We start from the raw sequence: 21,911 nt of genomic DNA, 5'->3' as shown, positions 1-21,911 counted from the left end.
CGACACTCGGGCCCTCCGCCTGCACGGACTCAACTCACGGCACGGAAACAGGCCACCGACTACGTCGGCGGCCCGTCACGAAACTTCGAGGCTAGTCGTGGGCGGTCACGTCGGGAACTCGCCCAGCCAACTGCGCTCCAGCAAGTGCTGCGGGAGGTACTCCGACTCGACGTCGATTGGACGTCCGGCATCGTAGGCCAGGCAGGCAATGGCGAGGGGAGCGAGAGCGACATCACCGCCTCCCGCCTCTTCGCGCTCCGGATCCCCTGTCCAGTACTCCTTGTGGAGTTGGGTCGCCTGAGCAAGAGCCACATTGAACTTGACCGGGTCCTGGCTGATGAAACGGGAGAAGAGGTTGATCGGCGGGTACAGGACCTTCAGCATCATCTCTCGGTCGATGAACCGCAGCCTGTCCGGGTCTGTCCCGTCAAACGCAGCCGTCGGCTTCTCGCCCAGTCCAGGGCGCTCCAGCCAATATGTCTGGAGAGCATCGACCCAGTGATAGATGTACTCTTCGAACACCGCACCCGATGCACGCAAGGCCTCAATCGGCACGTGACAGAGTTGGGTCATCCGGTCCTGGTCACGACAGATCGTCGCGAGCCAGAAGGCCTCCAGCCAGGTTCCGGCGTCCACGAAGTGGCTGATTCCCACGGCCGGGATGGTACGCATCCTGTGGCCGATCATGCATTGAACGGTAGAGCGCTCGGGAGCGGTCGCCGAGGCGAAGAGAGCCGACCCGGTCTGCATGGCCATCACCCAGGACTCCCATGTCTCGAGCCTGGCGGCAGTAGGGTCGTCGAGACACTGGACCTTGGCGGTGCTCAGTGCACTGCTAAAGGTCAAACCGAAGCCCGCGGGGTACTCCTCCAGCCTTTCGACATCCTTGAGGATTCGCTCGTTACGCACCACACGGAGCCTCTCCGGATCAGGGTGGCCGCCTTCCAGCGGAGGCCGATGAACCCTCGTCGGCATGGACAGCTGCCTCATTCCGCTACGTCGAATTGCTTCATCTCGTAACCAGCGTAGCGAGCACCGTTGGCCTTGGATTTGACAAGGGCACAGTCCATTCTGCCCTCACCAAGCGCACGATTAAGTTCATCCGACAGGGCACGTTCCGAATCCGCCCGGTCGATTAGGCACCTCACTGCTCGATGCTCCGCTCATCACGTCCTGCCAGGCTGCATCCTTGATCGCTATGAGCATCATCCTGGCAGCCGGCACTGACACCGCGGTGTCCGGCCCCCGACCGTCCTGCGACCCCTGGCCGGCTACCTGCTCTCCGTCGTGACCGCTTCTACGAATGCGAGCGCTTTCCTTTCGCTGATCCTCACGTGGTCGACCTCGTTGTGTCCCAGCGCGTGAAGCCGCAGGCTTTCGGTCGGTTCCCAGCGCAGGTTCCTGGTGAAGGCTTCGTCATACGCGACGCCATTCACTCTGCGCCGCCTAACGACGCCCTGAGGATTACTGAGTGAGTAGCCTTCACTGAACTTGGCGTAGTACGTGATGCCGCCAACGCATGGAGTGAGCACACGTACGTCCGCACCGCGGCTGTTCAGCCATCGTTCGAGGTCAAGTCCGTCGATTTCGCGCCGCACGCCTGCCTGGTCGATGACCGCAGGGCCGATGAGCGTCCCGGAGAGCCCAGTGACGACGGTGTGCTCGTCGATCACTGCCTTCAAGGACGTCTCGCTCACCGACGCACGGGACAGATTGGCGCCCTCCAGCCTGACGTCGATCAAGGAAGCGCCATTGAGTCTCGCTGACGTGAAGCGAGCGGACCGGGCATCGACTTCGTACAGGCTGGCGCTTCCCAGGTTTGCTCCGTCCAGGACGGCGCTGCGCAGGGAGGTTTCGTCCAGTTCGGCCTTCACCAGCGACGCGCTGGAGAGATCGGCCTGATCGAGCACCGCGCCCTCCAGATGGGCCCGATAGAGATCGGTGCCGACGAGCTTGGCATTCCGGAGGACGGTCCCGCAAAGAAGTCCCATCGCGAGGTCCACACCTGACAGATCCGCCTGGGAGAGGTCAAGTGCAGAGACGTCCAGAAGCGAGTCCCCTCGTTCGACCCACTCCTGTAGAACGGCGGCGGCCTCCGCGCTCGGCGGCATCATTGGGACGACTCGTTTCACCCCACGAACCTCAGTCCGTCTTGCGGGTGTCGGCCACCTTGTTTGATCCCCGCCAAGAAGGACCTCCACGGGCTCATACCGAACACCAGCACCCGACCGTCCGGCGCCTTGCTGTCACGCACTGGCACGAGGCCGGGGCAACCGTCGGCCACCTCGACACAGTTGTTGTCTCCCCCGTCGCTGTAGCTCGACTTGCGCCAGGCGGCGGTGCTGAGGTCGGGGGTGTGCTTCATGATCGGTGTTCCTCCAGTACGTCCCTGATGAACGTCAGCGAGTCCGCCGGCGACAGCGCCAGATCCCGCAGCCGATCGTAGGACAAACGGTGGTGCAGAACGTCTCCCGGATCGTCCATCAGCAGGCCGTCGCTGTCACCTTCCGTGTAGGCGACCGAACTGCCATCTGCCTGCCACAGCAAGGTCAGTGAACCCTTGCCCATCAAGTCGTGGATTCCGGCCGCGAAGGGCAGCACCTGTACGACGACGTTGGGCCATCGCGCGACCGCCTCGATGTGCGTCAACTGGTACTCCCAAGTTGCCGGTTCGGCTGACGGGCGACGGAGAGCGAGTTCGTCCATAACGAAGCGGACACTCGGTGCCGGCCGCTTGCTCAGGAGAAGTTGCCGTCCCAAGCGGGCGGCGACCTGCTCCTCAACTGCTTCATGGTCCTGCTCCGTTGTCTGAGGCCCGGACAACACCTCTCTGGCGAAGTCCTCGGTCTGCATCAGGCCCCGGACGTTTGGCGTGTACTTGTACATGATCCGCGCGGTCGACTCCAGACGCATGAACTCCCTGTACTTGTCCTTGAAGGCGTCGATCCGAGTCACCTTCCACAGGCTGACCAGCAGATCAGCGGCCCCGTAGTAGACGTCGAGGTCTTCCATGACCGTCACCTTGGACAGTCGCTCCCCCGACTCCAGCCGGCTCAAGTAGCTCTTGTCGTAACCGGACTCGTCAGCCAGCTGCCCCAGAGACTTGCCCTCCTTCTCCCGCCCTTCTCCCGCAGGAATCGCAGTGTCCGGCCCAGCACCGCGCGCCCTGACTCACCATGTCCGTCAACCCGTTCGGCCACGTACGCCCTCCCTGTTGCCCCGGAGCCCGGACAACACCAGACCCCTTTCGCAGAGTACGACCAAGCAGTGACGATCGAGACACCAAACGTAATCACCCCTGTTCGAGGCCACGAAGGGACATCCCCATGACCCCACCCCCACTCCGCCTCCTCCCCTGGACCACCCCCGAAGGCAAGCCCTGCTATCTCAGTACCGACGACCGCGGCAGCCTCCTGTCGCGGCTCGCGGACGACATCGAGGAGGCTCAGCTGGACTCCGGGGAGCAGGTCCTCGCCGGGGCCAGGGCCGTGCTCGGCGACGCGCGGGCCGGGGAGCGGGCCGTGCGGTTCGCGCCGGCCAGGTCGGCGGAGACCCTGGAAGACGTGCTGCGGATCGGGGTCAGCCGGGAAGGATGAGGCCCGGTCCGCGCACACCAGGTGTGCGCGGACCGGGCCTCGGAAAGAACCCCTGGCTGTCGGCTACCGCACGACCGTGATCCGGTCCGCCGACGGCGGGGCGAGCGGGTCGGTCGCCGACGAGTTGGCCGTCAAGTACTGCTCCAGCGCGGCCAGGTCGTCGCCGCCGACCAGTTCGTTCGCGCCCTCGTTCAGGGTGGGGAAGCCGTCGCCGCCGCCCGCGAGGAAGCTGTTGGAGGCGACGCGGTAGGTGGCCGCCGGGTCGAGGGGGGCGCCGTTCAGGCGGATCGAGTCCGTCACCACCCGGTCCGCGCCGGACTTCGTCAGGTCCAGGGTGTAGGTGAGGCCGGACGAGACCTGGAGGATCTTCGGGGCCGCCTCGTTCGGGCCGCTGACCTGCTCCTTGAGGACCTGGATCAGCTGGGCGCCCGTGTAGTCCTTGAGGTTCACCGTGTTGGCGAAGGGCTGGACGGTGAAGCCCTCAGCGTAGGTGACCACGCCGTCGCCCTCGGTGCCCGAGGCCGCGTAGGTCAGCGGCGCCCGGATGCCGCCCGGGTTCATCAGGGCCAGGTCGGTCTCCGGGTCCTGGGTCCTCCCGTACGCGAGCTGCGCGTCGGCGATCAGGTCGCCCAGCGGGGACTCGGTGCCGTCGCGGGAGATGTCGGCGGAGATGTGGCCGACGGGGCGGTTGCCGATCGGGGCGGCCAGCGTGCCCCACTTGTCGATCAGCCGGGTCATGTCGGGCGCCTTCGGGACGTCCCGCGTCACCACGTGGTTCGCCGACTTCACCGACGTACGCGCGATGTCGCCCGTGCGCCGGTCGTAGGTCAGCGTGGTGTCCGTGTAGAGGCGGCCGAAGGACGCGGCCGAGGTGACCATGCGGGGGTTGCCCGCCGGGTCCGGGATCGTGCAGACGTACGCGCTGTGCGTGTGCCCGGTGACCAGCGCGTCGACCTTCGGCGTGATGTTCTTCGCGATGTCGACGATCGGGCCGGAGACGCCGTCGCCGGCGCCCGGGGCGTCGCAGTCGTAGTTGTAGGAGGTCGACGCCGGGAAGCCGCCCTCGTGGATGAGGGCGACGATCGACTTCACTCCCTGGCGCTGGAGCACCTTGGCGTACTTGTTGATCGTCTCGGCCTCGTCCTTGAAGGAGAGGCCCTTCACGCCCTCTGCCGAGACGATGTCCGGGGTGCCCTCCAGGGTCACGCCGATGAAGCCGACCTTGACGCCCTTCTTCTGCCACACCCAGTACGGCTCGAGGATGGGCTTCCGCGTCTTCTCGTCCAGGACGTTCGCGGCCAGGTACGGGAAGTCGGCGCCCTTGAACTTCTTGTCCGTGTAGCAGCCCTCGGTGGGGTGGCAGCCGCCCTTCTGGAGGCGGGCCAGTTCCTTCGCGCCCTCGTCGAACTCGTGGTTGCCGACCGACGTCACGTCCAGGTCGAGCTTGTTCAGCGCCTCGATGGTCGGCTCGTCGTGGAAGAGACCGGACAGCAGCGGGGACGCGCCGACCATGTCGCCGCCGGCCGCGGTGACGGAGTAGCGGTTGCCCTTGCGGGCCTCGCGCAGATGGGTGGCGAGGTACTCCACGCCGCCCGCGTCGACCGTCTTCGTCGTGCCGTCCGGCTGGACCTCGGTGACCCGGCCGGAGGAACCGGCGGGCGGCTCCAGGTTGCCGTGCAGGTCGTTGAAGGAGAGCAGCTGGACGTCCTGGTAGCGCCCGTGGCCGTGCCCGTGTCCGTGCCGGCTCGCGTCCGCGTCCGCGTTCGCCGACGCCGGCAGGGCCGCGGCGGCGAGCGCCCCGGCGGTGACGACCGTGGCGGCGGCGAGGAGACGGCCCGTGCGGCGTCTGCGGCGCGACTGGTGCGGCTGTGCTGTGGCTGGCATGCGCCCCCCTGTGGGTGTGCGTGGCGCGAGCCGCTGAGGGACGGCTCGTCGGAGCGGCAGCCTAGAGTCAACGCGCGTAGCGCGACAGGGGTTTCCGGGTTACATCCTGGTTTACCTTCCCGCCCGCCACCCGCTCCCGCGACTGCCGCCGCTTTGCCCCACCCGCCCCTTACCCTCGTACGCATGACCAGCGACGACACCGTGCGGCCCGGCCGCCCCCGCTCGATCGAGACCCTCGCCGAACTGACCCCGGAGCAGACCGGCGCGGTCCTCGCCCTGCTCACCGAGGCGGCTCGCAACGACGGGCAGCACGCCGTGTCCGAGCAGGGCCGGCTGCAGCTGCGCGGCCCCGCGCGGGAGGGCATCGCGCACCTGCTGCTCACCGTCGACGGCGAACTCGTCGGCTACGCCCAACTGGAGGGCACCGACCCGATCGAGCCGCCGGCCGCCGAACTGGTCGTCCACCCCTCGCACCGGGGCCAGGGGCACGGACGCGCCCTGGGCGCCGCGCTGCTCGCCGCCTCCGGCAAGCGGCTGCGGGTCTGGGCGCACGGCGGCCACTCCGCCGCCCGGCACCTCGCGCAGGTGCTCGGCCTGACGTTGTTCCGGGAACTGCGGCAGATGCGGCGGCCCTTGGCCGGCCTCGACCTGCCGGACCCGCGGCTGCCCGAGGGCGTCACCGTCCGCGCCTTCGTACCCGGGCAGGACGACGCGGCCTGGCTCGCGGTGAACGCCGCCGCCTTCGCCCACCACCCCGAGCAGGGCTCCCTCACCCAGCGGGACCTCGACGACCGCGAGGCCGAGGAGTGGTTCGACCCGGCCGGCTTCTTCCTGGCCGAGCGGGCGGGCGAGCTGATCGGCTTCCACTGGACCAAGGTGCACGCGGAGGAGCGCCTGGGCGAGGTGTACGTCCTGGGCATCCGCCCCGACATCCAGGGCGGCGGCCTGGGCAAGGCCCTGACCACCATCGGCCTGCGGCACCTGGCGGGGCAGGGACTGCCCACGGCGATGCTGTACGTGGACGCGGACAACAAGGCCGCCGTGTCCGTCTACGAGCGCCTGGGTTTCGTCACCCACGAGACGGACCTGATGTACCGCACGGAGTCCTGAGCCCCCTCACACGGCCCGGCGCACCCGCCGCCGCCCCAGCGGCTCCGGCCCGCACCACGCCCCCGCCACGGCCACCGCCGCCAGCAGCACCGCCCATCGGTCGTGCCCGGCCGGCCACCGGGGATCGTCGGGCGTCACGAACAGCGCCCAGCCCTCCGGCAGCGACAGCGGCGCGAGGACGGCCGCGAGGAGCAGGGCCGCCGCGACGAGCGGACCCGGGCGGGCCTCGTCCGTCAGCCGTACCGCCGCGGCGGCACCGGCGAGCGCCAGCAGGGCCGCCACCGCCGCTTCCAGGGTGATGTCACCGGCCGGGGGCCGGGACGCCGCCGGGGTGAGCAGCAGCGCGGCCGTCCACCACAGGGCGGCGAGCGGTGCGACCAGTGCCACCCGCAGCGCCTGCCGGACGGGCCGCCGGATGGGGACGGGAGCGGTGAGGTGCCGGGCCGGGTCGTCCAGCAGGAAGGCCAGCCCGAGGGCGCCGGTCAGGGCGACGCCCCGCAGCAGCACCAGCGTCTCCCAGGGACCGGGCTCGGCACCGGTGACGACCGGCGTGGCGGCGATCAGCAGCCCGAGCGCCCCCGCCGCCGCCAGTACCCGCCACGGCAGTGTGCGCCACACCGCGCCCACGAGATCCGCCGTCGTCATCGCTACTCGCACGAGTCCGCCTTCTCCGGCCCGGCCACACCGAGCAGTTCGGCGGCGCGAGCGGTCGTGACGCCCGGTGCGGTCAGCTCGGACCAGTGCGCCTTCACCCGCTCGCCGAGCCCGGCGGGCGGCTTCTCCAGCAGCCGCCGTACGACGTCCGTCTGGCCCGCCGTCATGGAGAGCGGCTCGGTGGGCGACAGCACGATCGCGGGCCCGCGCACACTGTCGTCCACCCGGACCCGGCTCAGGGCGTTCATCGGGTCGTCCTGCCAGCTCAAGGAGAGCCACATGAGGGTGACCATCCGTCCGTCGCAGACCTCGCTCCCCGCCTTCTCGCTGCCCGCGACCAGGACGGCGGCGACGGCGCTGGAGAACTCGGGCACCCGGTTGCCGCCCCAGGCGGTACCCACCGTCACCTGTCCGGCGCGGGTCTGCGGAGGGATCGCGGCGTCACCGACCATCCCGTACGTGGGGACGACCCGCTGCCGTACGTCGAGCCGCCGTTCGTGCGCGGAGCCCCCGGCCAGCGCCTGGACCCGGTCCACGACCCCGGCCCAGGTGCCGACGCGGGGCGTCCACTCGGGGAAGGCGCAGTACGTCGACCGGCCGCGCTCGACGCACCTCAGTCCCGGGTCCGACACGGCACGCTCACGGGCCGCGGTCAGCTCCGGCGACGGCTCGACCCCCCGGGCCTGCAGGACGCCCCCGGTCACCGCCACGACCAGCCCCAGGACGACGCCCGCCCGGACGACGACGCTCCGCCCGCCGGCGAGGAGCACCGCGAGGAGGGCCAGGCACAGGGCCGCGCCCGCCAGGTAGAGGGCGTGCCAGGCGGCGGGCCGCCCCAGCAGCTCGGAGGGCAGGGCGTGGGCACCGTTCTGCACGACGACCGGCGCCAGCCAGGACATGCCGTCCGCGTCGTCGCCTCCCGTACCGAGGACGAACGTGTACAGCAGCAGCACCACGACCAGCGGCCCCGCGAGCGCCGACCGGACCACCCGGGCCAGCAGCACCCCGAACATCCCGAACACCAGCACCACCAGCGGACCGGCGGCCAGCTCGGCCGGCGAACCGTGCCCGACCGCGCCCGGCTTGAGCGCCTCCCAGGTGAACTGCCCGCCCACGCACACCGCGGTGAGCAGGGCGGCCGGTACGACGGACAGCGCGTGGGCCGCCGTACGGCGCCAGGGCGGCAGCACCAGCACCCCGAAGTGGTGCTCGGTACCGTGCCGTCCGGAGCGCAGCACGGCGAAGTTGGCGCACACCAGGACGGCCAGCCCGACGAGCATCGGCATCGTCTGCGTGCTCCGGTCGGCGTCCTGGAGGGCGGGATACCCGTCCCAGGAGTCGGGCGTACGCCAGACGATCCAGGCGAGATACGCCACGAAGGCGACGACCACGGGAGCACTCGTCAACAGCCGCCGCGCCTCGAACCACGCCAGCGCGAGCACAGCCCGGTCCGAGGAGCCCCGCACCCCAGTCCCCTCACTTACCGGCGCGTCGGCAACCACGGCACTCACGCGGCCACCCCCGCACCGTTGCCGTTGCCGTCACCGTCGAGGACGAGGAGATAGCCGTCCTCCAGGGTGGGTTCGGCCGGCTCCGCCCCCGCAGGCGGATCCCCGACGTTCCGGAACGCACCGGTCCCGGTACGCCACCCGGCCCTCGCCCCCGGATCCCGCTCCGCACTGCTCCAGACCCGCCCCCCGGCACGGGCGGTCAGCTCGGCCGGCGTCCCGTCGAACCGCACCACTCCCTCGGCCATCACGACGACCCGGTGGCAGAGCATCGCCACGTCCTCGGTCTGGTGGGTGGACAGCAGCACGGTCCGCCCCTCGCCCGCCCCGGCGATCAGCTCCCGGAACCGCATCCGCTGCTCGGGATCGAGCCCCACGGTCGGCTCGTCCAGCACCAGGAACCCCGGATCACCCACCAGGGCGGCGGCCAGGGCGACCCGCTGCCGCATCCCGCCGGACAACTTCTTGATCTTCCGTCCGCGTACGTCCCCGAGACCGACGTCCTCCAGCACCCGCCGCACCTCGCGATGGCGTTCCCGCCGCCCAGCCAGCTCCTTCAGGATGGCGACGTAGTCGACGAACTCGAAGGCGGTGAAGTCCTGGTGGAAGCCGGGCGTCTGCGGCAGATACCCGAGCCGCCGCCGCACCTCCTGCCGCCCGCGCGAGGTCCCCGGGTCGTGCCCGAGCACGGTGAAGGCCCCGCGGTCGGCGGGCACGGCGGTGGCGAGTACGCGCAACAGGGTGGTCTTCCCGGCCCCGTTGGGCCCGAGCAGCCCGGTGACGCCCGGGGTGAGCCGCAGCGACACGTCGTCGAGGGCCCGGGTGCGCCCGTAGCGAAGGCTGAGCCCGGACGCGGAAACAGTGGGGGTCATACGCCACTCCCGTACAGAAGAAAGATCCAAGAACCAACCGCCGACCTCACACGGCCCCCCGCCCGAGCACGTCGAACCGGTCCCGGAAGACGAACAGAAGCCCGGCACCCAGCAGCGCGAGCCCCGCGGACACGCCCTGCCCGGCCGCGGTGAACGGCGCGAGCGGAACGTCCTCGCCCCGCCCCGCACTGGCCACGACCAGCAGCACCACCCAGGCCCCGGCCACCGCCGCCGGACCCGCCACCGGACCCAGCCGGGGCGTCAGCGCGAGCCCGGCCGTGGTGAGCGCGAGCCCGGGCAGCAGCCAGGCCAGCGCGGTCAGCCCGTACCCGGGCATGGCAAGGGAGGCCAGCCCGTTCACCCCGAGGGCCACGACGAGCACGGCGACCGTACGGATCATCAGCAGCCGGAAGCCGTGCATGGGCGAGACGACGGCCATCTCGTACGTCGGGTCCATGACGGGCCCGTAGGCGAGGGCCACGCCGGCCAGCGGCAGCAGCGGGGCGAGGGCGAGGAAGAGGGTGGGCCGCTCGGCGGCACCGGCCGAGAAGGCGACGAAGAAGGTCGTGACCAGTACGGCGGTGACGGCACCGAGCCAGGACCGGCGCAGTACGGGCGTGGCCGCGAGCAGCCGCGCGGTGCCGTCACCGACGCCGCACCGCACCAGCAGCCCCTCGAACCACCCCGGCCGGGGCGCGTCCAGCTCGGCGTCGAGCCGCTCCCACCCCAGGTCCACGGCAGCGGCGTCACTCACCTCGGCGAGCACGCCCCGGCACATGGCGCAGGCGCTCAGATGGGCGTCGGCGGACCACAGCAGGGGCGCCGCCAGCTCTCCCCGGGCGTAGGCCCGAAGATCCCCCTCATCCACATGCCACCCCTGCCGGCGGCTGTCCTCGTCACTCATGCCAGCGCCTCCCGCAGCTGCCGGCGGGCACGCATGGCCCGCGTCTTGACCGTGCCCGGCGGAATGCCGAGCAGGACGGCCGCCTCGCGGGTGGTCAGCCCGTCGATGACGGTGGCCTGAAGCACCGCGCGCAGCTCCGGCGACAGCCGTACGAGCGCGCCGGCGAGGTCGCCGTGCTCGACCCCGGCGAGCACCCGCTCCTCCGCCGAGACCTCGTCCCGGTGCCGCAACCGCGCCAGCGCCTGCCGGAGCCGGCCGCGCGCACCATCGCCGCGCAGCACGTCGATGAGCCGCCGCGACCCGATGCGCCACAGCCACCCCGCGACGTCCCCGTCCTCCCGGTACCGCGCGCTGCCGCGCCACACCGCGAGAAACGTCTCCTGGACGACGTCGTCGACGACGCCCGCGTCGGCGCAGCGGCTGCGCATGCGGGCGGTCAGCCAGGGGGCGTACCGGCGGTACAGCTCCTCGAAGGCCCGCCGGTCACCATCCCCCGCGACGGCCCGCAACAGCTCCCCGTCGCTTCTCGTTTCGCTCACATCTCCTCATCGCACGAGCCATACGCATCGGTTCACACGATCGCAGGGAGCCTTTAGTGCGGGGTACACCGGCGTGGACGCTGGCCGGGGGTGGGTGTCGCGGGCCGGCGCTTGCCGGGTGCCGCTGCGCCCACCCGTGCCGCCCCAGCGGCACGACTGCCCGCAGCTAAGAGGGGGAGAGCCGCGTACGGCGCGAAGGGGTCGTGTCGGGGGGTGTCCGCCCGCAGCGGTTGGCGCGTCAACACACAGCACTTCTGTGGCCGACCGATTCCGCGCCGTTCCGAGGACGGACACCCCCCGGCGCGACCCCGACCCACCACCGAACCCGAAGCGCTACGCGCACCCCCACCCAACCCGCCACAGGCCGCCGCAGGCATCCCGCCCAGAGGCCCCCCGCTATCCCACACGTCATGTCCCCGTAACCATCGATTCAGACAGCCTTGCGACCCTCACCGAATGAAGCCCACCGAGCCAGAGCCTTCCGTGCCCTCCGACGCGCCTGTCCGGCGCGCGGCGCGGAAGAATGGGTTCATGAGGCAGCCGAACACCCAGGCAGAGGTCCAGCACACGCAGCCCTCCGTGGGCTCCATCGCCGCGCACCGCTCGCACACCGTGGCCGCCACGGTCTCCGACCTGGAGCCGGACATCGACGCCGACCTCGACGCGTACGAGGAGTCGGAGGAGTCCCAGGCCGGCGGCGCCCAGCTCCCGCAGGGCCGCTTCCTGGACCGCGAACGCAGCTGGCTCGCGTTCAACGAACGCGTCCTCGAACTCGCCGAGGACCCCGCCACCCCCCTCCTCGAGCGTGCCAACTTCCTCGCGATCTTCGCCAGCAACCTGGACGAGTTCTTCATGGTCCGCGTCGCCGGCCTCAAGCGCCGCATCGCGACCGGCGTGGCCACCCGCTCCGCCTCCGGCCTCCAGCCCCGCGAGGTCCTGGACATGATCTGGGCCCGCTCACGCGAGCTCATGGCCCGCCACGCCGCCTGCTTCCACGAGGACGTCGCCCCGGCCCTCGCCGAGGAGGGCATCCACCTGGTCCGCTGGAGCGAACTGGCCGAGAAGGAACAGGCCCGCCTGTTCACCCTCTTCCGGCACCAGATCTTCCCGGTCCTCACCCCCCTCGCCGTCGACCCCGCCCACCCCTTCCCGTACATCTCGGGCCTCTCCCTCAACCTCGCGGTCGTCGTCCGCAACCCCGTCACGGGCCACCGCCACTTCGCCCGCGTCAAGGTCCCCCCGCTGCTCTCCCGCTTCCTGGAGGCGTCCCCCGGCCGCTACGTCCCCATCGAGGACGTCATCGCCGCCCACCTGGAAGAGCTGTTCCCCGGCATGGAGGTCCTGGAGCACCACGCCTTCCGCCTCACCCGCAACGAGGACCTGGAAGTGGAGGAGGACGACGCGGAGAACCTCCTCCAGGCCCTCGAGAAGGAACTGATGCGGCGCCGCTTCGGCCCGCCCGTCCGCCTGGAGGTCGAGGAGAGCGTGGACCGCGAGGTCCTGGACCTCCTCGTCCGCGAGCTGAAGATCAGCGAGGCGGAGGTCTACCCCCTCCCCGGCCCCCTCGACCTCACCGGCCTCTTCCGCATCCACAGCCTCGACCGCCCCGAGCTGAAGTACCCGAAGTTCGTCGCCGGCACCCACCGCGACCTGGCCGAGGTGGAGTCCGCCTCCGCGCCGGACATCTTCGCCGCGCTGCGCAGCAGGGACGTACTCCTGCACCACCCGTACGACTCCTTCTCGACCTCGGTCCAGGCCTTCCTGGAGCAGGCGGCGGCCGACCCGGACGTCCTGGCGATCAAGCAGACGCTGTACCGCACCTCGGGCGACTCCCCGATAGTCGACGCGCTCATCGACGCGGCCGAGTCGGGCAAGCAGGTCCTGGTCCTGGTCGAGATCAAGGCCCGCTTCGACGAGCACGCGAACATCAAGTGGGCCCGCAAGCTGGAGGAGGCCGGCTGCCACGTGGTCTACGGCCTGGTCGGCCTGAAGACCCACTGCAAGCTCTCCCTGGTGGTCCGCCAGGAGGGCGAGACGCTGCGCCGCTACAGCCACGTGGGCACCGGCAACTACCACCCGAAGACGGCCCGCCTCTACGAGGACCTCGGCCTGCTCACCGCGGACCCGCAGGTCGGCGCGGACCTCTCCGACCTGTTCAACCGCCTCTCCGGCTACTCCCGCCGCGAGACCTACCGCCGTCTCCTGGTCGCGCCCAAGTCCCTGCGCGACGGCCTGGTCTCGAGGATCCACAAGGAGATCCAGCATCACCACGCCGGCCGCCCCGCGTACATACGCATCAAGGTCAACTCGATGGTCGACGAGGCCGTGGTCGACGCCTGCTACCGGGCGTCCCAGGCCGGCGTCCCGGTCGACGTGTGGGTACGGGGCATCTGCGCGCTGCGCCCGGGCGTGGAGGGCCTGTCGGAGAACATCAGCGTCCGCTCGGTCCTCGGCCGCTTCCTCGAGCACTCGCGGGTCTTCGCCTTCGGCAACGGCGGCGAGCCGGAGGTGTGGTTCGGCAGCGCCGACATGATGCACCGCAACCTCGACCGCCGGATAGAGGCCCTGGTCCGGGTCACCGACCCGGCCCACCGGGCGGCCCTGAACCGGCTGCTGGAGACCGGCATGTCCGACGGCACCGCCTCCTGGCACCTCGGCCCGGACGGCGAGTGGACCCGGCACGCGACCGACGCGGACGGCCAGCCCCTGCGCAACATCCAGGAGATGCTCATAGACGCCCGGAGGCGCCGGCGTGGCACAGCGACACCTTGACCCGACGGACCGGGCCCCCGCGAAAGCGACGGCGCACCCGCAGCCGTACCCGCACCCGCACCCGGCCTCGGACACCGACGCCCTGGCGTCCTATCTCCGAGCCCAGGCCACGGAGTTCCTCCGCGCCCTGCGCCAGCACCGCGAGCCGGGCGCGTCCCCGAACGGCGCGTCACCGGCGACCAGGTCGGCGACGCCCCCCGCCCCGCCCACGACCCACGTGGACACGGCACGCGCCCTGCGCCGCGCCGCCCGCCGCCTCAGCGGCACGTTGCACACGTTCCAGCCCCTCCTGGACACCGACTGGGCGGAGGGCATGCGCCCCGAGCTGGCCTGGCTGTCCGGCACGCTGGCGATGGAACACGCGTACGCGTCCCGCCTGGACCGCCTGCTACAGGCCCTGCACCGCCTGTCGGGTTCATCACCGCTCCCGTCCCCACGCCCGGTGAGCGGCAGGACCACGGCGACAGCGCCACCACCCACCACGCCCCCCACCGCCCACCCCGACCGAGGCAACCTCACCGTGGGCGCCGCCAAGGCGGGCGCGCTGCTCGACCGCCAGCTGACCCTGGCCCGCACCCGGGCCCACTCCACCGCGCTCCAGGCCCTCGGCAGCAGCCGTTTCCACGCAGTCGCCGACAAGGTCGCCTTACTGGCCAGCGAGGTCCCCCTGCGGACCACCGGCCCCCTCACCGCCCCCGCGACCGCCACCCCCACCGACCTCGGCCCCCTGGCCACCGCGGCCGAGGACCGCCTGACCGACGCCGTGGCCGCCCTCCCGCTGGTCACCGCGGGCAGCCCGTACAACGCCCAGGCGCTGGTCCACGGCCTCTCCCCCGACCCGTCCCCCCATCCCCAGGACGCCCCCTGGCACCAGGTCCGCCTGCTCCTGCGCCTGCACCGGTACGCCCTCGAGGTGCTGACCGGCGAGCACACCGGACGCACCGGACACACCGGACACACCGCGGGCACCTCGGACACCGCGCCCGACGACGACTGCGCGGACGTACGCCTGCTCGCCGCAGGCGAGGCCCTGGACCGGCACCGCGACGCCTCGGAGGCCGCCGCGGCCGCGGCCCAGGCGGCCCGTACGCCGCGCATCGCACCGGCGACGGCGTACGCGCTGGGCGTGCTCCACGCCGACCAGCGGCATGAGGTGGAGGCGGCGAGGTACGCGTTCCAGCACAGCTGGCACAAGGAACCCATCAGGCTGCCGTAGAAGCTGCCGCAGGGCTCCGTCAGAACCCGGGACAGGAGGCGCGAGCACCCAGTGGTGACCCCCGCAGACACCGTCCAGGCGGCCGGCTGCGTCCTGTGGCGCTCCGCCCCCGAACACCCCTCCACCCTGGAGCTGTGCCTCGTCCACCGCCCGAAGTACGACGACTGGTCGCACCCGAAGGGCAAGCTCAAGCGCGGCGAGGACCCCCTCGCCGCCGCCCTGCGCGAGGTCGCGGAGGAGACCGGGTACGCCGCCCGGCCGGGCGTCGAGCTGCCCACGGTGCGCTACCTGGCGAACGGCCGCCCCAAAGAGGTCCGGTACTGGGCGGCGACGGCCACCACCGGCGCCTTCGCGCCGTCCGACGAGGTCGACCGCATCCTGTGGCTGGAGCCCGCGGCCGCCCGCGCCCGGCTCACCCAGCCCCGCGACCGGACCCTCGTGGACGCCCTCCTGGCGACCCGTCCGCCCGGGACCACTCCGTGTCCTTGACGTAAGCGTTCCGTGACCTCACCGCACCGTCCACAGGGGTTCACCCCGCGTTCATTTACGCCCATCGGCGGCTTCACCTGTTCTGCCTAATTTCGGCCTTAGCCGATACGGGTCGCATCCCGAAAACGCGTCCGTATCCCTAAGCCCGCACGACCCCGCAGCACAAAGCCTGTATCGCAGTCCTCGCACGCCGCCGGATTCAGGACGGCGGCTCCTGGAAGGAACTCCCTCAAGTGAAGCTTCAGCGCATGAACCGGCGGGCCCTCGCTCTCGGTGCTCTCGCCGTCTCCGGCGCCCTGGCCCTCACGGCGTGCGGCTCCGACGACACCGGCGGCAACAGCAGTGGCGGGGAGAGCAACGCCGCCAGCAACATCAAGTGCCAGGACGCCAAGGGCCAGCTCCAGGCCTCCGGCTCCTCCGCCCAGAAGAACGCGATCGACGCCTGGGTCAAGCAGTACGTCGCCGCCTGCAAGAACGTGCAGATCAACTACAACCCGACCGGCTCCGGCGCGGGCATCACCGCGTTCACGCAGGGCCAGACCTCGTTCGCCGGTTCGGACTCCGCGCTGAAGCCCGAAGAGGTCGAGGCCTCCAAGAAGGTCTGCAAGGACGGCCAGGCCATCAACCTGCCGATGGTCGGCGGCCCGATCGCGGTCGGCTTCAACGTCCCCGGCGTCGACACCCTCAACCTGGACGCCGCGACGCTCGCCCAGATCTTCGACAGCAAGATCACCAACTGGAACGACCCGGCGATCGCCAAGCTCAACCCCGACGCCAAGCTGCCCGACCTGAAGATCCAGGCGTTCCACCGCTCGGACGAGTCCGGCACCACGGACAACTTCACCAAGTACCTGAAGGCCGCCGCGCCCAAGGACTGGAAGTACGAGGGCGGCAAGTCCTGGGAGGCCAAGGGCGGCCAGTCCGCGCAGGGCTCCTCCGGCCTGGCCGCGCAGGTGAAGCAGACCTCCGGCGCCATCTCGTACTTCGAGCTGTCCTACGCCAAGGACGGCATCAAGACCGTCGACGTCAAGACCGCCGCCGCCGAGCCGGTCAAGGCCACCGTCGAGAACGCCACCGCCGCCATCGGCGCGGCCAAGGTCGTCGGCACCGGCAAGGACCTCGCGCTGGAGCTGGACTACACCCCGGACGCCGAGGGCGCCTATCCGATCGTCCTGGTGACGTACGAGATCGCCTGCGACAAGGGCAACAAGGCGGAGACCCTGCCCGCCACCAAGTCCTTCCTGAACTACGTCGCCTCGGAGGACGGCCAGGGCCTGCTGGCGGACGCCGGCTACGCCCCGATGCCCACCGAGATCATCACCAAGGTCCGCGAGACCATCTCGGGCCTGAGCTGACCCGAGTGCGGTCCGGTCCCCACCCGGGGGCCGGGCCGCACCGTCCGGTGCACCGCCGCCAGGAGCCCCCACGGGGCTCCGCCCGAGCCGCCGCGTACGACGGCTCCGCAGACCGGAGAACCCGATGGACATAACTACGGACACCCAGAAGCCGACACCCTCCCCCACGCCCCCGCCCACCACCCCCGGGGACAAGCGCGCCGCCCGCGGCGCCACCCGCCCCGGCGACCGGATCTTCCTCGGGCTCTCCCGCGGGTCCGGCATCCTGGTGCTGGTCATCATGGCCGCCATCGCGGCCTTCCTCACCTACCGCGCCACCCTCGCGATCAGCAAGGACGAGGCCAACTTCTTCACCACCTTCGAGTGGAACCCGAGCGGCGTCCCGGCCGAGTTCGGCATCGCGGTCCTGGCCTTCGGCACCGTCGTGTCGTCGATCATCGCCATGCTCATCGCGGTCCCGATCGCGGTCGGCATCGCCCTGTTCATCACGCACTACGCGCCGCGCAAGCTGGGCGGCCCGATCGCGTACGTGATCGACCTGCTCGCCGCCGTGCCCTCGATCGTCTACGGCCTGTGGGGCGCGCTCGTCCTCGTGCCGCACCTGAACGGGCTCTACGGCTGGCTGGACCAGTACCTCGGCTGGACCGGGATCCTGGAGTGGAACGGCGGCGCGCCGCGCTCGCTGTTCACCGTGGGCATCCTGCTCGCGATCATGATCCTGCCGATCATCACCAACGTCAGCCGTGAGGTCTTCCGGCAGGTCCCGCGCATGCACGAGGAGGCCGCCCTGGCCCTCGGCGCCACGCGCTGGGAGGTCATCCGGATGTCGGTGATCCCCTTCGGCCGCTCCGGCGTCATCTCCGCCTCGATGCTCGGCCTCGGCCGCGCGCTCGGCGAGACGATGGCCGTCGCGATGGTCCTCTCGCCGACCTTCGACATCAGCCCCAGCCTGCTCGACCCGGGCGGCGGCACCTTCGCGCAGAACATCGCCAGCAAGTTCAACGAGGCGACCGTGATGGGCAGGGACGCGCTGATCGCCTCCGGTCTGGTGCTCTTCGTCATCACCCTGGTGGTCAACGGCGCGGCCCGCATGATCATCGCCCGCCGCAAGGAGTACTCGGGGGCCAACGCATGAGCCACGCAACCCTTACCCCCAAGAGCCGCGGTTCGCTGCGCGGCGCGACCCTGCCCAAATGGTTCCCCTGGGCGGTCGCGGGCGGCTCGGTCCTCGCCGGCCTGGGCATCAGCGCCGCGGCCGGGCTGAACAGCAGCATCCAGTGGGCCCTGATCGCCGCGGTGCTCTTCGTCGCCGGCACGTACGCCATCTCGGCGCGTGTCGAGGGCGTGCGCCAGGCCAAGGACCGGGTGGCGACCAGCATGGTCTGGGTCGCGTTCCTGATGGCGCTGATCCCGCTGTTCTCCCTGATCTGGGAGACCGTGCAGCAGGGCGTGAAGGTCCTCGACGGCTACTTCCTGACCCACTCGATGGGCGTGGTCGCCGACAGCGAGCCGGGCGGCGGCATCTACCACGCCATCCTCGGCACCCTGGAGCAGGTCGGCCTCGCCACCCTGTTCTCCGTGCCGATCGGTGTGCTCACCGCGATCTACCTGGTCGAGTACGGGCGCGGCCGGCTCGCCAAGGCCGTCACCTTCTTCGTCGACGTCATGACGGGCATCCCGTCGATCGTCGCGGGTCTGTTCGTCCTCAGCCTGTGGGTCCTGATCCTCGGCATGGGCCCGTCCGGCGTCGCCGGTTCGCTGGCCCTGTGCATCCTGATGATCCCGGTGGTCGTCCGGTCCACCGAGGAGATGCTCAAGCTCGTCCCGAACGAGCTGCGCGAGGCGTCGCTGGCCCTGGGCGTGCCGAAGTGGCGCACGATCCTCAAGGTGGTCCTGCCGACGTCGATCGGCGGCATCGTCACCGGCGTCATGCTGGCCGTCGCCCGCATCACCGGCGAGACGGCCCCCGTGCTGCTGCTGGTCTGGGGCACCGACTTCATCAACGCGAACCCGTTCCAGGATCCGCAGGAGTCGCTGCCGATGTACATCTACCTCCAGTACACCGCGGGCTCCGACCCGGCCTACGACCGTGCCTGGGCGGCGGCCCTGACGCTCATCGCGTTCATCATGATCCTCAACCTTGCGGCCCGCGGCATCGCGCGCTGGAAGGCACCGAACTCCGGTCGCTGACGCGGCCAAGGCGAAACAGTCAGCGACCCGAAAGAAGCAGTGATTCCCATGGCCAAGCGCATCGATGTCAGCGGCCTCAACGCGTACTACAGCTCCTTCCTGGCCATCGAGGACATCTCGATGACCGTCGAGCCCCGCTCCGTGACGGCCTTCATCGGCCCCTCCGGCTGCGGCAAGTCCACCTTCCTGCGCACGCTCAACCGCATGCACGAGGTCACCCCGGGCGGCCGGGTGGACGGCAAGGTCATGCTGGACGACGAGAACCTCTACGGCACCGGCATCGACCCGGTCGCCGTGCGCCGCGAGGTCGGCATGGTCTTCCAGCGCCCGAACCCGTTCCCGACCATGTCGGTCTACGACAACGTGGCGGCGGGCCTGCGCCTGAACGGCAAGTACAAGAAGTCCCAGCTGGACGACGTCGTCGAGAAGTCCCTGCGGGGCGCCAACCTCTGGAACGAGGTCAAGGACCGCCTGAACAAGCCGGGCTCCGGGCTCTCCGGCGGCCAGCAGCAGCGCCTGTGCATCGCGCGGGCGATCGCCGTCGAGCCGAACGTCCTGCTCATGGACGAGCCCTGCTCCGCCCTCGACCCGATCTCCACCCTCGCGATCGAGGACCTGATCGGCGAGCTGAAGGAGCGCTTCACGATCGTCATCGTGACGCACAACATGCAGCAGGCGGCGCGTGTCTCCGACCGCACGGCGTTCTTCAACCTGGCGGCCGTCGGCCAGCCCGGCAAGCTGATCGAGATCGACGACACGGAGCGCATCTTCTCCAACCCGTCGGTCCAGGCCACGGAGGACTACATCTCCGGCCGCTTCGGCTAGACACCTCCCGATCCCCTCGCGGTGCTGCATGGCGGTGCCACCGCGAGGAGCACAAGGGCCCGCCCCCGACAACGGGGGCGGGCCCTCTTACGCGCATAGCTGCGGGCAGTCGTGCCGCTGGGGCGGCACCCGTCCCAAAGAGAGCGGCACCCGGCCAGCGCCGGCTCGCGACACCCACCCCCGGGCGCCACCCACGCCGGGTCACGCCCTACAGAAACGCCAGATTGATCAGCCAGAACGACACCGCGGCCACCACCGCAGCCGCCGGCATCGTGATGAACCACCCCATGATGATGTTGCGCGCAACCCCCCACCGCACGGCGTTCACCCGCTTCGTGGCCCCGACACCCATGATCGACGAGGTGATGACATGCGTCGTGGAGATCGGCGCGTGGAACAGGAACGCCGACCCGAACATGATCGACGCGCCGGTCGTCTCCGCGGCGAACCCCTGCGGCGGATCCAGCTCGATGATCTTCCGACCCAGCGTCCGCATGATCCGCCAGCCACCGGCGTACGTCCCCGCGGACAGCATCAGCGCGCAGGCGATCTTCACCCACACCGGGATCGGGTCGCCGTAGTCCTCGACATCGGCGATGACCAGCGCCATCACCACGATGCCCATCGTCTTCTGGGCGTCCTGCAGACCGTGCCCCAGCGCCATGCCCGCCGCCGACACCGTCTGCGCGATACGAAAACCGCGCTTCGCCTTGTGCGGGTTGGACCGCCGGAACATCCACATGATCGCGGTCATCACCAGATAGCCGGAGACCAGGCCGATGACCGGCGACAGGAACATGGGGATGACGATCTTGTCGACGACCCCGTGCCAGTACACGGTCGTACTCCCGGCGAGCGCGGCTCCGACCATGCCGCCGAACAGCGCGTGCGAGGACGAGGACGGCAGACCGAAGTACCAGGTGATGAGGTTCCAGACGATCGCGCCCACGAGCGCCGCGAAGAGGATCCCCATCCCCTTCGAGCCCTCGGGCGTCTCGATCAGCCCCTCGCTGACGGTCTTGGCGACCCCGGAGCCCATGAACGCGCCGGCGAGGTTCATGACGGCGGCCATCGCGAGCGCCGCCCGGGGCGTCAGCGCACGCGTCGACACGGACGTCGCGATCGCGTTCGCCGAGTCGTGGAAGCCGTTGGTGTACGTGAAGAAGAGCGCGACCCCGATGGTCACGACCAGAGCGAAGGTGTCCATGAAGGGGTCAGGACTCCTTGACGGCGATGGTCTCCACCGTGTTCGCCACGTGCTCGAAGGCGTCGGCCGCTTCCTCCAGCACATCCACGATCTGCTTGAGCTTCAGCACCTCTATTGCCTCGTAGGTGCCGTTGAAGAGGTGGGCGAGCAGCTTGCGGTGGATCTGGTCGGCCTGGTTCTCCAGGCGGTTGACCTCGATCCAGTACTCGGTGAGGTTGTCCATGGTGCGCAGGTTCGGCATGGCCTCGGCGGTCAGCTCGGCGGCCCGCGCCAGCACCTCGATCTGCTGCTCGACGCCCTTGGGCAGCTCCTCGACGTTGTAGAGGACGACCAGGTCGACGGCCTCCTCCATGAAGTCCATGATGTCGTCGAGGGAGGACGCGAGGTTGTAGATGTCCTCGCGGTCGAAGGGCGTGATGAACGAGGAGTTCAGCTGGTGGAAGATCGCGTGCGTGGCGTCGTCACCCGCGTGTTCGGCGGCCCGCATACGCTCTGCGATCTCGGCCCGGGCGGATGCGTCCGCCCCGAGCAGTTCCATCAGGAGCTTGGAGCCCGTGACGATGTTGTCCGCGGAGGCGGCGAACATGTCGTAGAAGCTCGTCTCCCTGGGGGTCAGACGAAAGCGCACGTGGGGTCCTCGGGGTGCATGGGTTTCGGTCAGGCTGATGCTAGGCGCATCATCCGGCCACGGCTAACGGGCCGTCCCCCAGTGTCGCCCATCAGGCAGAGTGATGAGCAGGGGGGCGACGTCGGCCGCTCCGCCAAGGGCCCCATACCCAGGAAAGTTCGT

Annotated in this window: 21 protein-coding genes; 9 read left to right on the top strand and 12 right to left on the bottom strand. The window is 70.4% G+C overall.

The features are described 5' to 3' along the window. Nucleotides 1-105 precede the first annotated feature (105 nt). The 4 genes from ACFC1X_RS39570 to ACFC1X_RS39555 form a co-directional block, all read right to left on the bottom strand. On the bottom strand, nt 106-912 hold the full coding sequence (locus tag ACFC1X_RS39570) for an immunity 49 family protein (protein ID WP_376364213.1): 807 nt from the start codon (nt 910-912) through the stop codon (nt 106-108). 359 nt (nt 913-1,271) lie between these two features. Continuing rightward, a complete protein-coding gene (locus ACFC1X_RS39565; protein WP_376364211.1) occupies nt 1,272-2,132 on the bottom strand; it encodes a pentapeptide repeat-containing protein in 861 nt (286 codons plus the stop codon). Continuing rightward, entirely contained in the window at nt 2,129-2,365 is a 237-nt protein-coding gene (locus tag ACFC1X_RS39560; RefSeq protein WP_376364208.1) for a DUF397 domain-containing protein, read from the bottom strand. Before ACFC1X_RS39560 ends, ACFC1X_RS39565 begins: the two co-directional genes overlap by 4 nt. Continuing rightward, nucleotides 2,362-3,090 (bottom strand): DUF5753 domain-containing protein, encoded by a 729-nt coding sequence (locus ACFC1X_RS39555; RefSeq protein ID WP_376364222.1) that lies wholly within the window; start codon nt 3,088-3,090, stop codon nt 2,362-2,364. The genes ACFC1X_RS39560 and ACFC1X_RS39555 overlap by 4 nt, the downstream gene beginning before the upstream one ends. 236 nt (nt 3,091-3,326) lie before the next feature. Between ACFC1X_RS39555 and ACFC1X_RS39550 the strand changes: the two genes are divergently transcribed. Continuing rightward, on the top strand, nt 3,327-3,596 hold the full coding sequence (locus ACFC1X_RS39550) for a hypothetical protein (RefSeq protein ID WP_376364205.1): 270 nt from the start codon (nt 3,327-3,329) through the stop codon (nt 3,594-3,596). 63 nt (nt 3,597-3,659) lie between these two features. On the opposite strand, the gene ACFC1X_RS39545 is transcribed toward ACFC1X_RS39550, so the two are convergent. Further along, nucleotides 3,660-5,480: a bifunctional metallophosphatase/5'-nucleotidase gene (locus ACFC1X_RS39545; RefSeq protein WP_376364202.1), complete on the bottom strand. Its 1,821-nt coding sequence runs from the start codon at nt 5,478-5,480 to the stop codon at nt 3,660-3,662. 183 nt (nt 5,481-5,663) lie between these two features. On the opposite strand from ACFC1X_RS39545, the gene mshD reads away from it, so the two are divergent. Continuing rightward, nucleotides 5,664-6,590 (top strand): mycothiol synthase, encoded by a 927-nt coding sequence (mshD, locus tag ACFC1X_RS39540; protein WP_376364200.1) that lies wholly within the window; start codon nt 5,664-5,666, stop codon nt 6,588-6,590. Nucleotides 6,591-6,596: 6 nt separating this feature from the next. On the opposite strand, the gene ACFC1X_RS39535 is transcribed toward mshD, so the two are convergent. The 5 genes from ACFC1X_RS39535 to ACFC1X_RS39515 are packed head-to-tail and all read right to left on the bottom strand — an operon-like array spanning nt 6,597 to nt 11,067. Further along, on the bottom strand, nt 6,597-7,235 hold the full coding sequence (locus ACFC1X_RS39535; RefSeq protein ID WP_376364219.1) for an ABC transporter: 639 nt from the start codon (nt 7,233-7,235) through the stop codon (nt 6,597-6,599). A gap of 2 nt (nt 7,236-7,237) precedes the next feature. Further along, a complete protein-coding gene (locus ACFC1X_RS39530) occupies nt 7,238-8,755 on the bottom strand; it encodes an ABC transporter permease (protein ID WP_376364197.1) in 1,518 nt (505 codons plus the stop codon). After that, on the bottom strand, nt 8,752-9,624 hold the full coding sequence (locus tag ACFC1X_RS39525) for an ABC transporter ATP-binding protein (RefSeq protein ID WP_376364194.1): 873 nt from the start codon (nt 9,622-9,624) through the stop codon (nt 8,752-8,754). Before ACFC1X_RS39525 ends, ACFC1X_RS39530 begins: the two co-directional genes overlap by 4 nt. A gap of 46 nt (nt 9,625-9,670) precedes the next feature. After that, nucleotides 9,671-10,528 carry a zf-HC2 domain-containing protein gene (locus ACFC1X_RS39520; protein WP_376364191.1) on the bottom strand — a complete coding sequence of 286 codons (858 nt, stop codon included), beginning with the start codon at nt 10,526-10,528 and terminating at the stop codon, nt 9,671-9,673. Further along, entirely contained in the window at nt 10,525-11,067 is a 543-nt protein-coding gene (locus ACFC1X_RS39515; protein WP_376364188.1) for an RNA polymerase sigma factor, read from the bottom strand. Before ACFC1X_RS39515 ends, ACFC1X_RS39520 begins: the two co-directional genes overlap by 4 nt. A 531-nt stretch (nt 11,068-11,598) precedes the next feature. Here ACFC1X_RS39515 and ACFC1X_RS39510 point away from each other — a divergent pair. The 7 genes from ACFC1X_RS39510 to pstB all read left to right on the top strand — a co-directional run bounded on the left by ACFC1X_RS39510 (nt 11,599) and on the right by pstB (nt 19,914). Further along, complete coding sequence (locus ACFC1X_RS39510; protein ID WP_376364185.1) at nt 11,599-13,839, top strand: RNA degradosome polyphosphate kinase; 2,241 nt, start codon at nt 11,599-11,601, stop codon at nt 13,837-13,839. Beyond that, the gene (locus ACFC1X_RS39505; RefSeq protein ID WP_376364182.1) at nt 13,820-15,055 is read left to right on the top strand and encodes a CHAD domain-containing protein; all 1,236 of its coding nucleotides are present in this window, start codon (nt 13,820-13,822) and stop codon (nt 15,053-15,055) included. The genes ACFC1X_RS39510 and ACFC1X_RS39505 overlap by 20 nt, the downstream gene beginning before the upstream one ends. 54 nt (nt 15,056-15,109) lie before the next feature. Then, nucleotides 15,110-15,544, top strand: a complete 435-nt coding sequence (locus ACFC1X_RS39500; protein WP_376364216.1) for an NUDIX hydrolase — start codon at nt 15,110-15,112, stop codon at nt 15,542-15,544. A 233-nt stretch (nt 15,545-15,777) separates the two neighbouring features. Further along, entirely contained in the window at nt 15,778-16,899 is a 1,122-nt protein-coding gene (gene pstS / locus ACFC1X_RS39495) for a phosphate ABC transporter substrate-binding protein PstS (RefSeq protein ID WP_376364179.1), read from the top strand. A 124-nt stretch (nt 16,900-17,023) separates the two neighbouring features. After that, nucleotides 17,024-18,034 (top strand): phosphate ABC transporter permease subunit PstC, encoded by a 1,011-nt coding sequence (pstC, locus tag ACFC1X_RS39490; protein WP_376364176.1) that lies wholly within the window; start codon nt 17,024-17,026, stop codon nt 18,032-18,034. After that, nucleotides 18,031-19,089 carry a phosphate ABC transporter permease PstA gene (gene pstA, locus ACFC1X_RS39485; protein WP_376364173.1) on the top strand — a complete coding sequence of 353 codons (1,059 nt, stop codon included), beginning with the start codon at nt 18,031-18,033 and terminating at the stop codon, nt 19,087-19,089. The genes pstC and pstA overlap by 4 nt, the downstream gene beginning before the upstream one ends. Nucleotides 19,090-19,137: 48 nt before the next feature. Beyond that, nucleotides 19,138-19,914, top strand: a complete 777-nt coding sequence (pstB, locus tag ACFC1X_RS39480) for a phosphate ABC transporter ATP-binding protein PstB (RefSeq protein WP_122621145.1) — start codon at nt 19,138-19,140, stop codon at nt 19,912-19,914. Nucleotides 19,915-20,122: 208 nt separating this feature from the next. Here the strand turns inward: pstB and pitH are convergent, their stop codons facing one another. Continuing rightward, complete coding sequence (gene pitH, locus ACFC1X_RS39475; protein WP_376364169.1) at nt 20,123-21,121, bottom strand: low-affinity phosphate transporter PitH; 999 nt, start codon at nt 21,119-21,121, stop codon at nt 20,123-20,125. 7 nt (nt 21,122-21,128) lie between these two features. Then, nucleotides 21,129-21,749, bottom strand: coding sequence for a DUF47 domain-containing protein (locus ACFC1X_RS39470; protein WP_122621147.1), 621 nt, complete (start codon nt 21,747-21,749; stop codon nt 21,129-21,131). Nucleotides 21,750-21,911 lie beyond the last annotated feature (162 nt).

This window comes from Streptomyces sp. NPDC056128 (assembly GCF_042263835.1).
Lineage (GTDB): Bacteria > Actinomycetota > Actinomycetes > Streptomycetales > Streptomycetaceae > Streptomyces.
The sequence above is the reverse complement of the archived record's forward strand: the minus strand, read 5'-3'. Positions and strand labels throughout refer to the sequence as shown.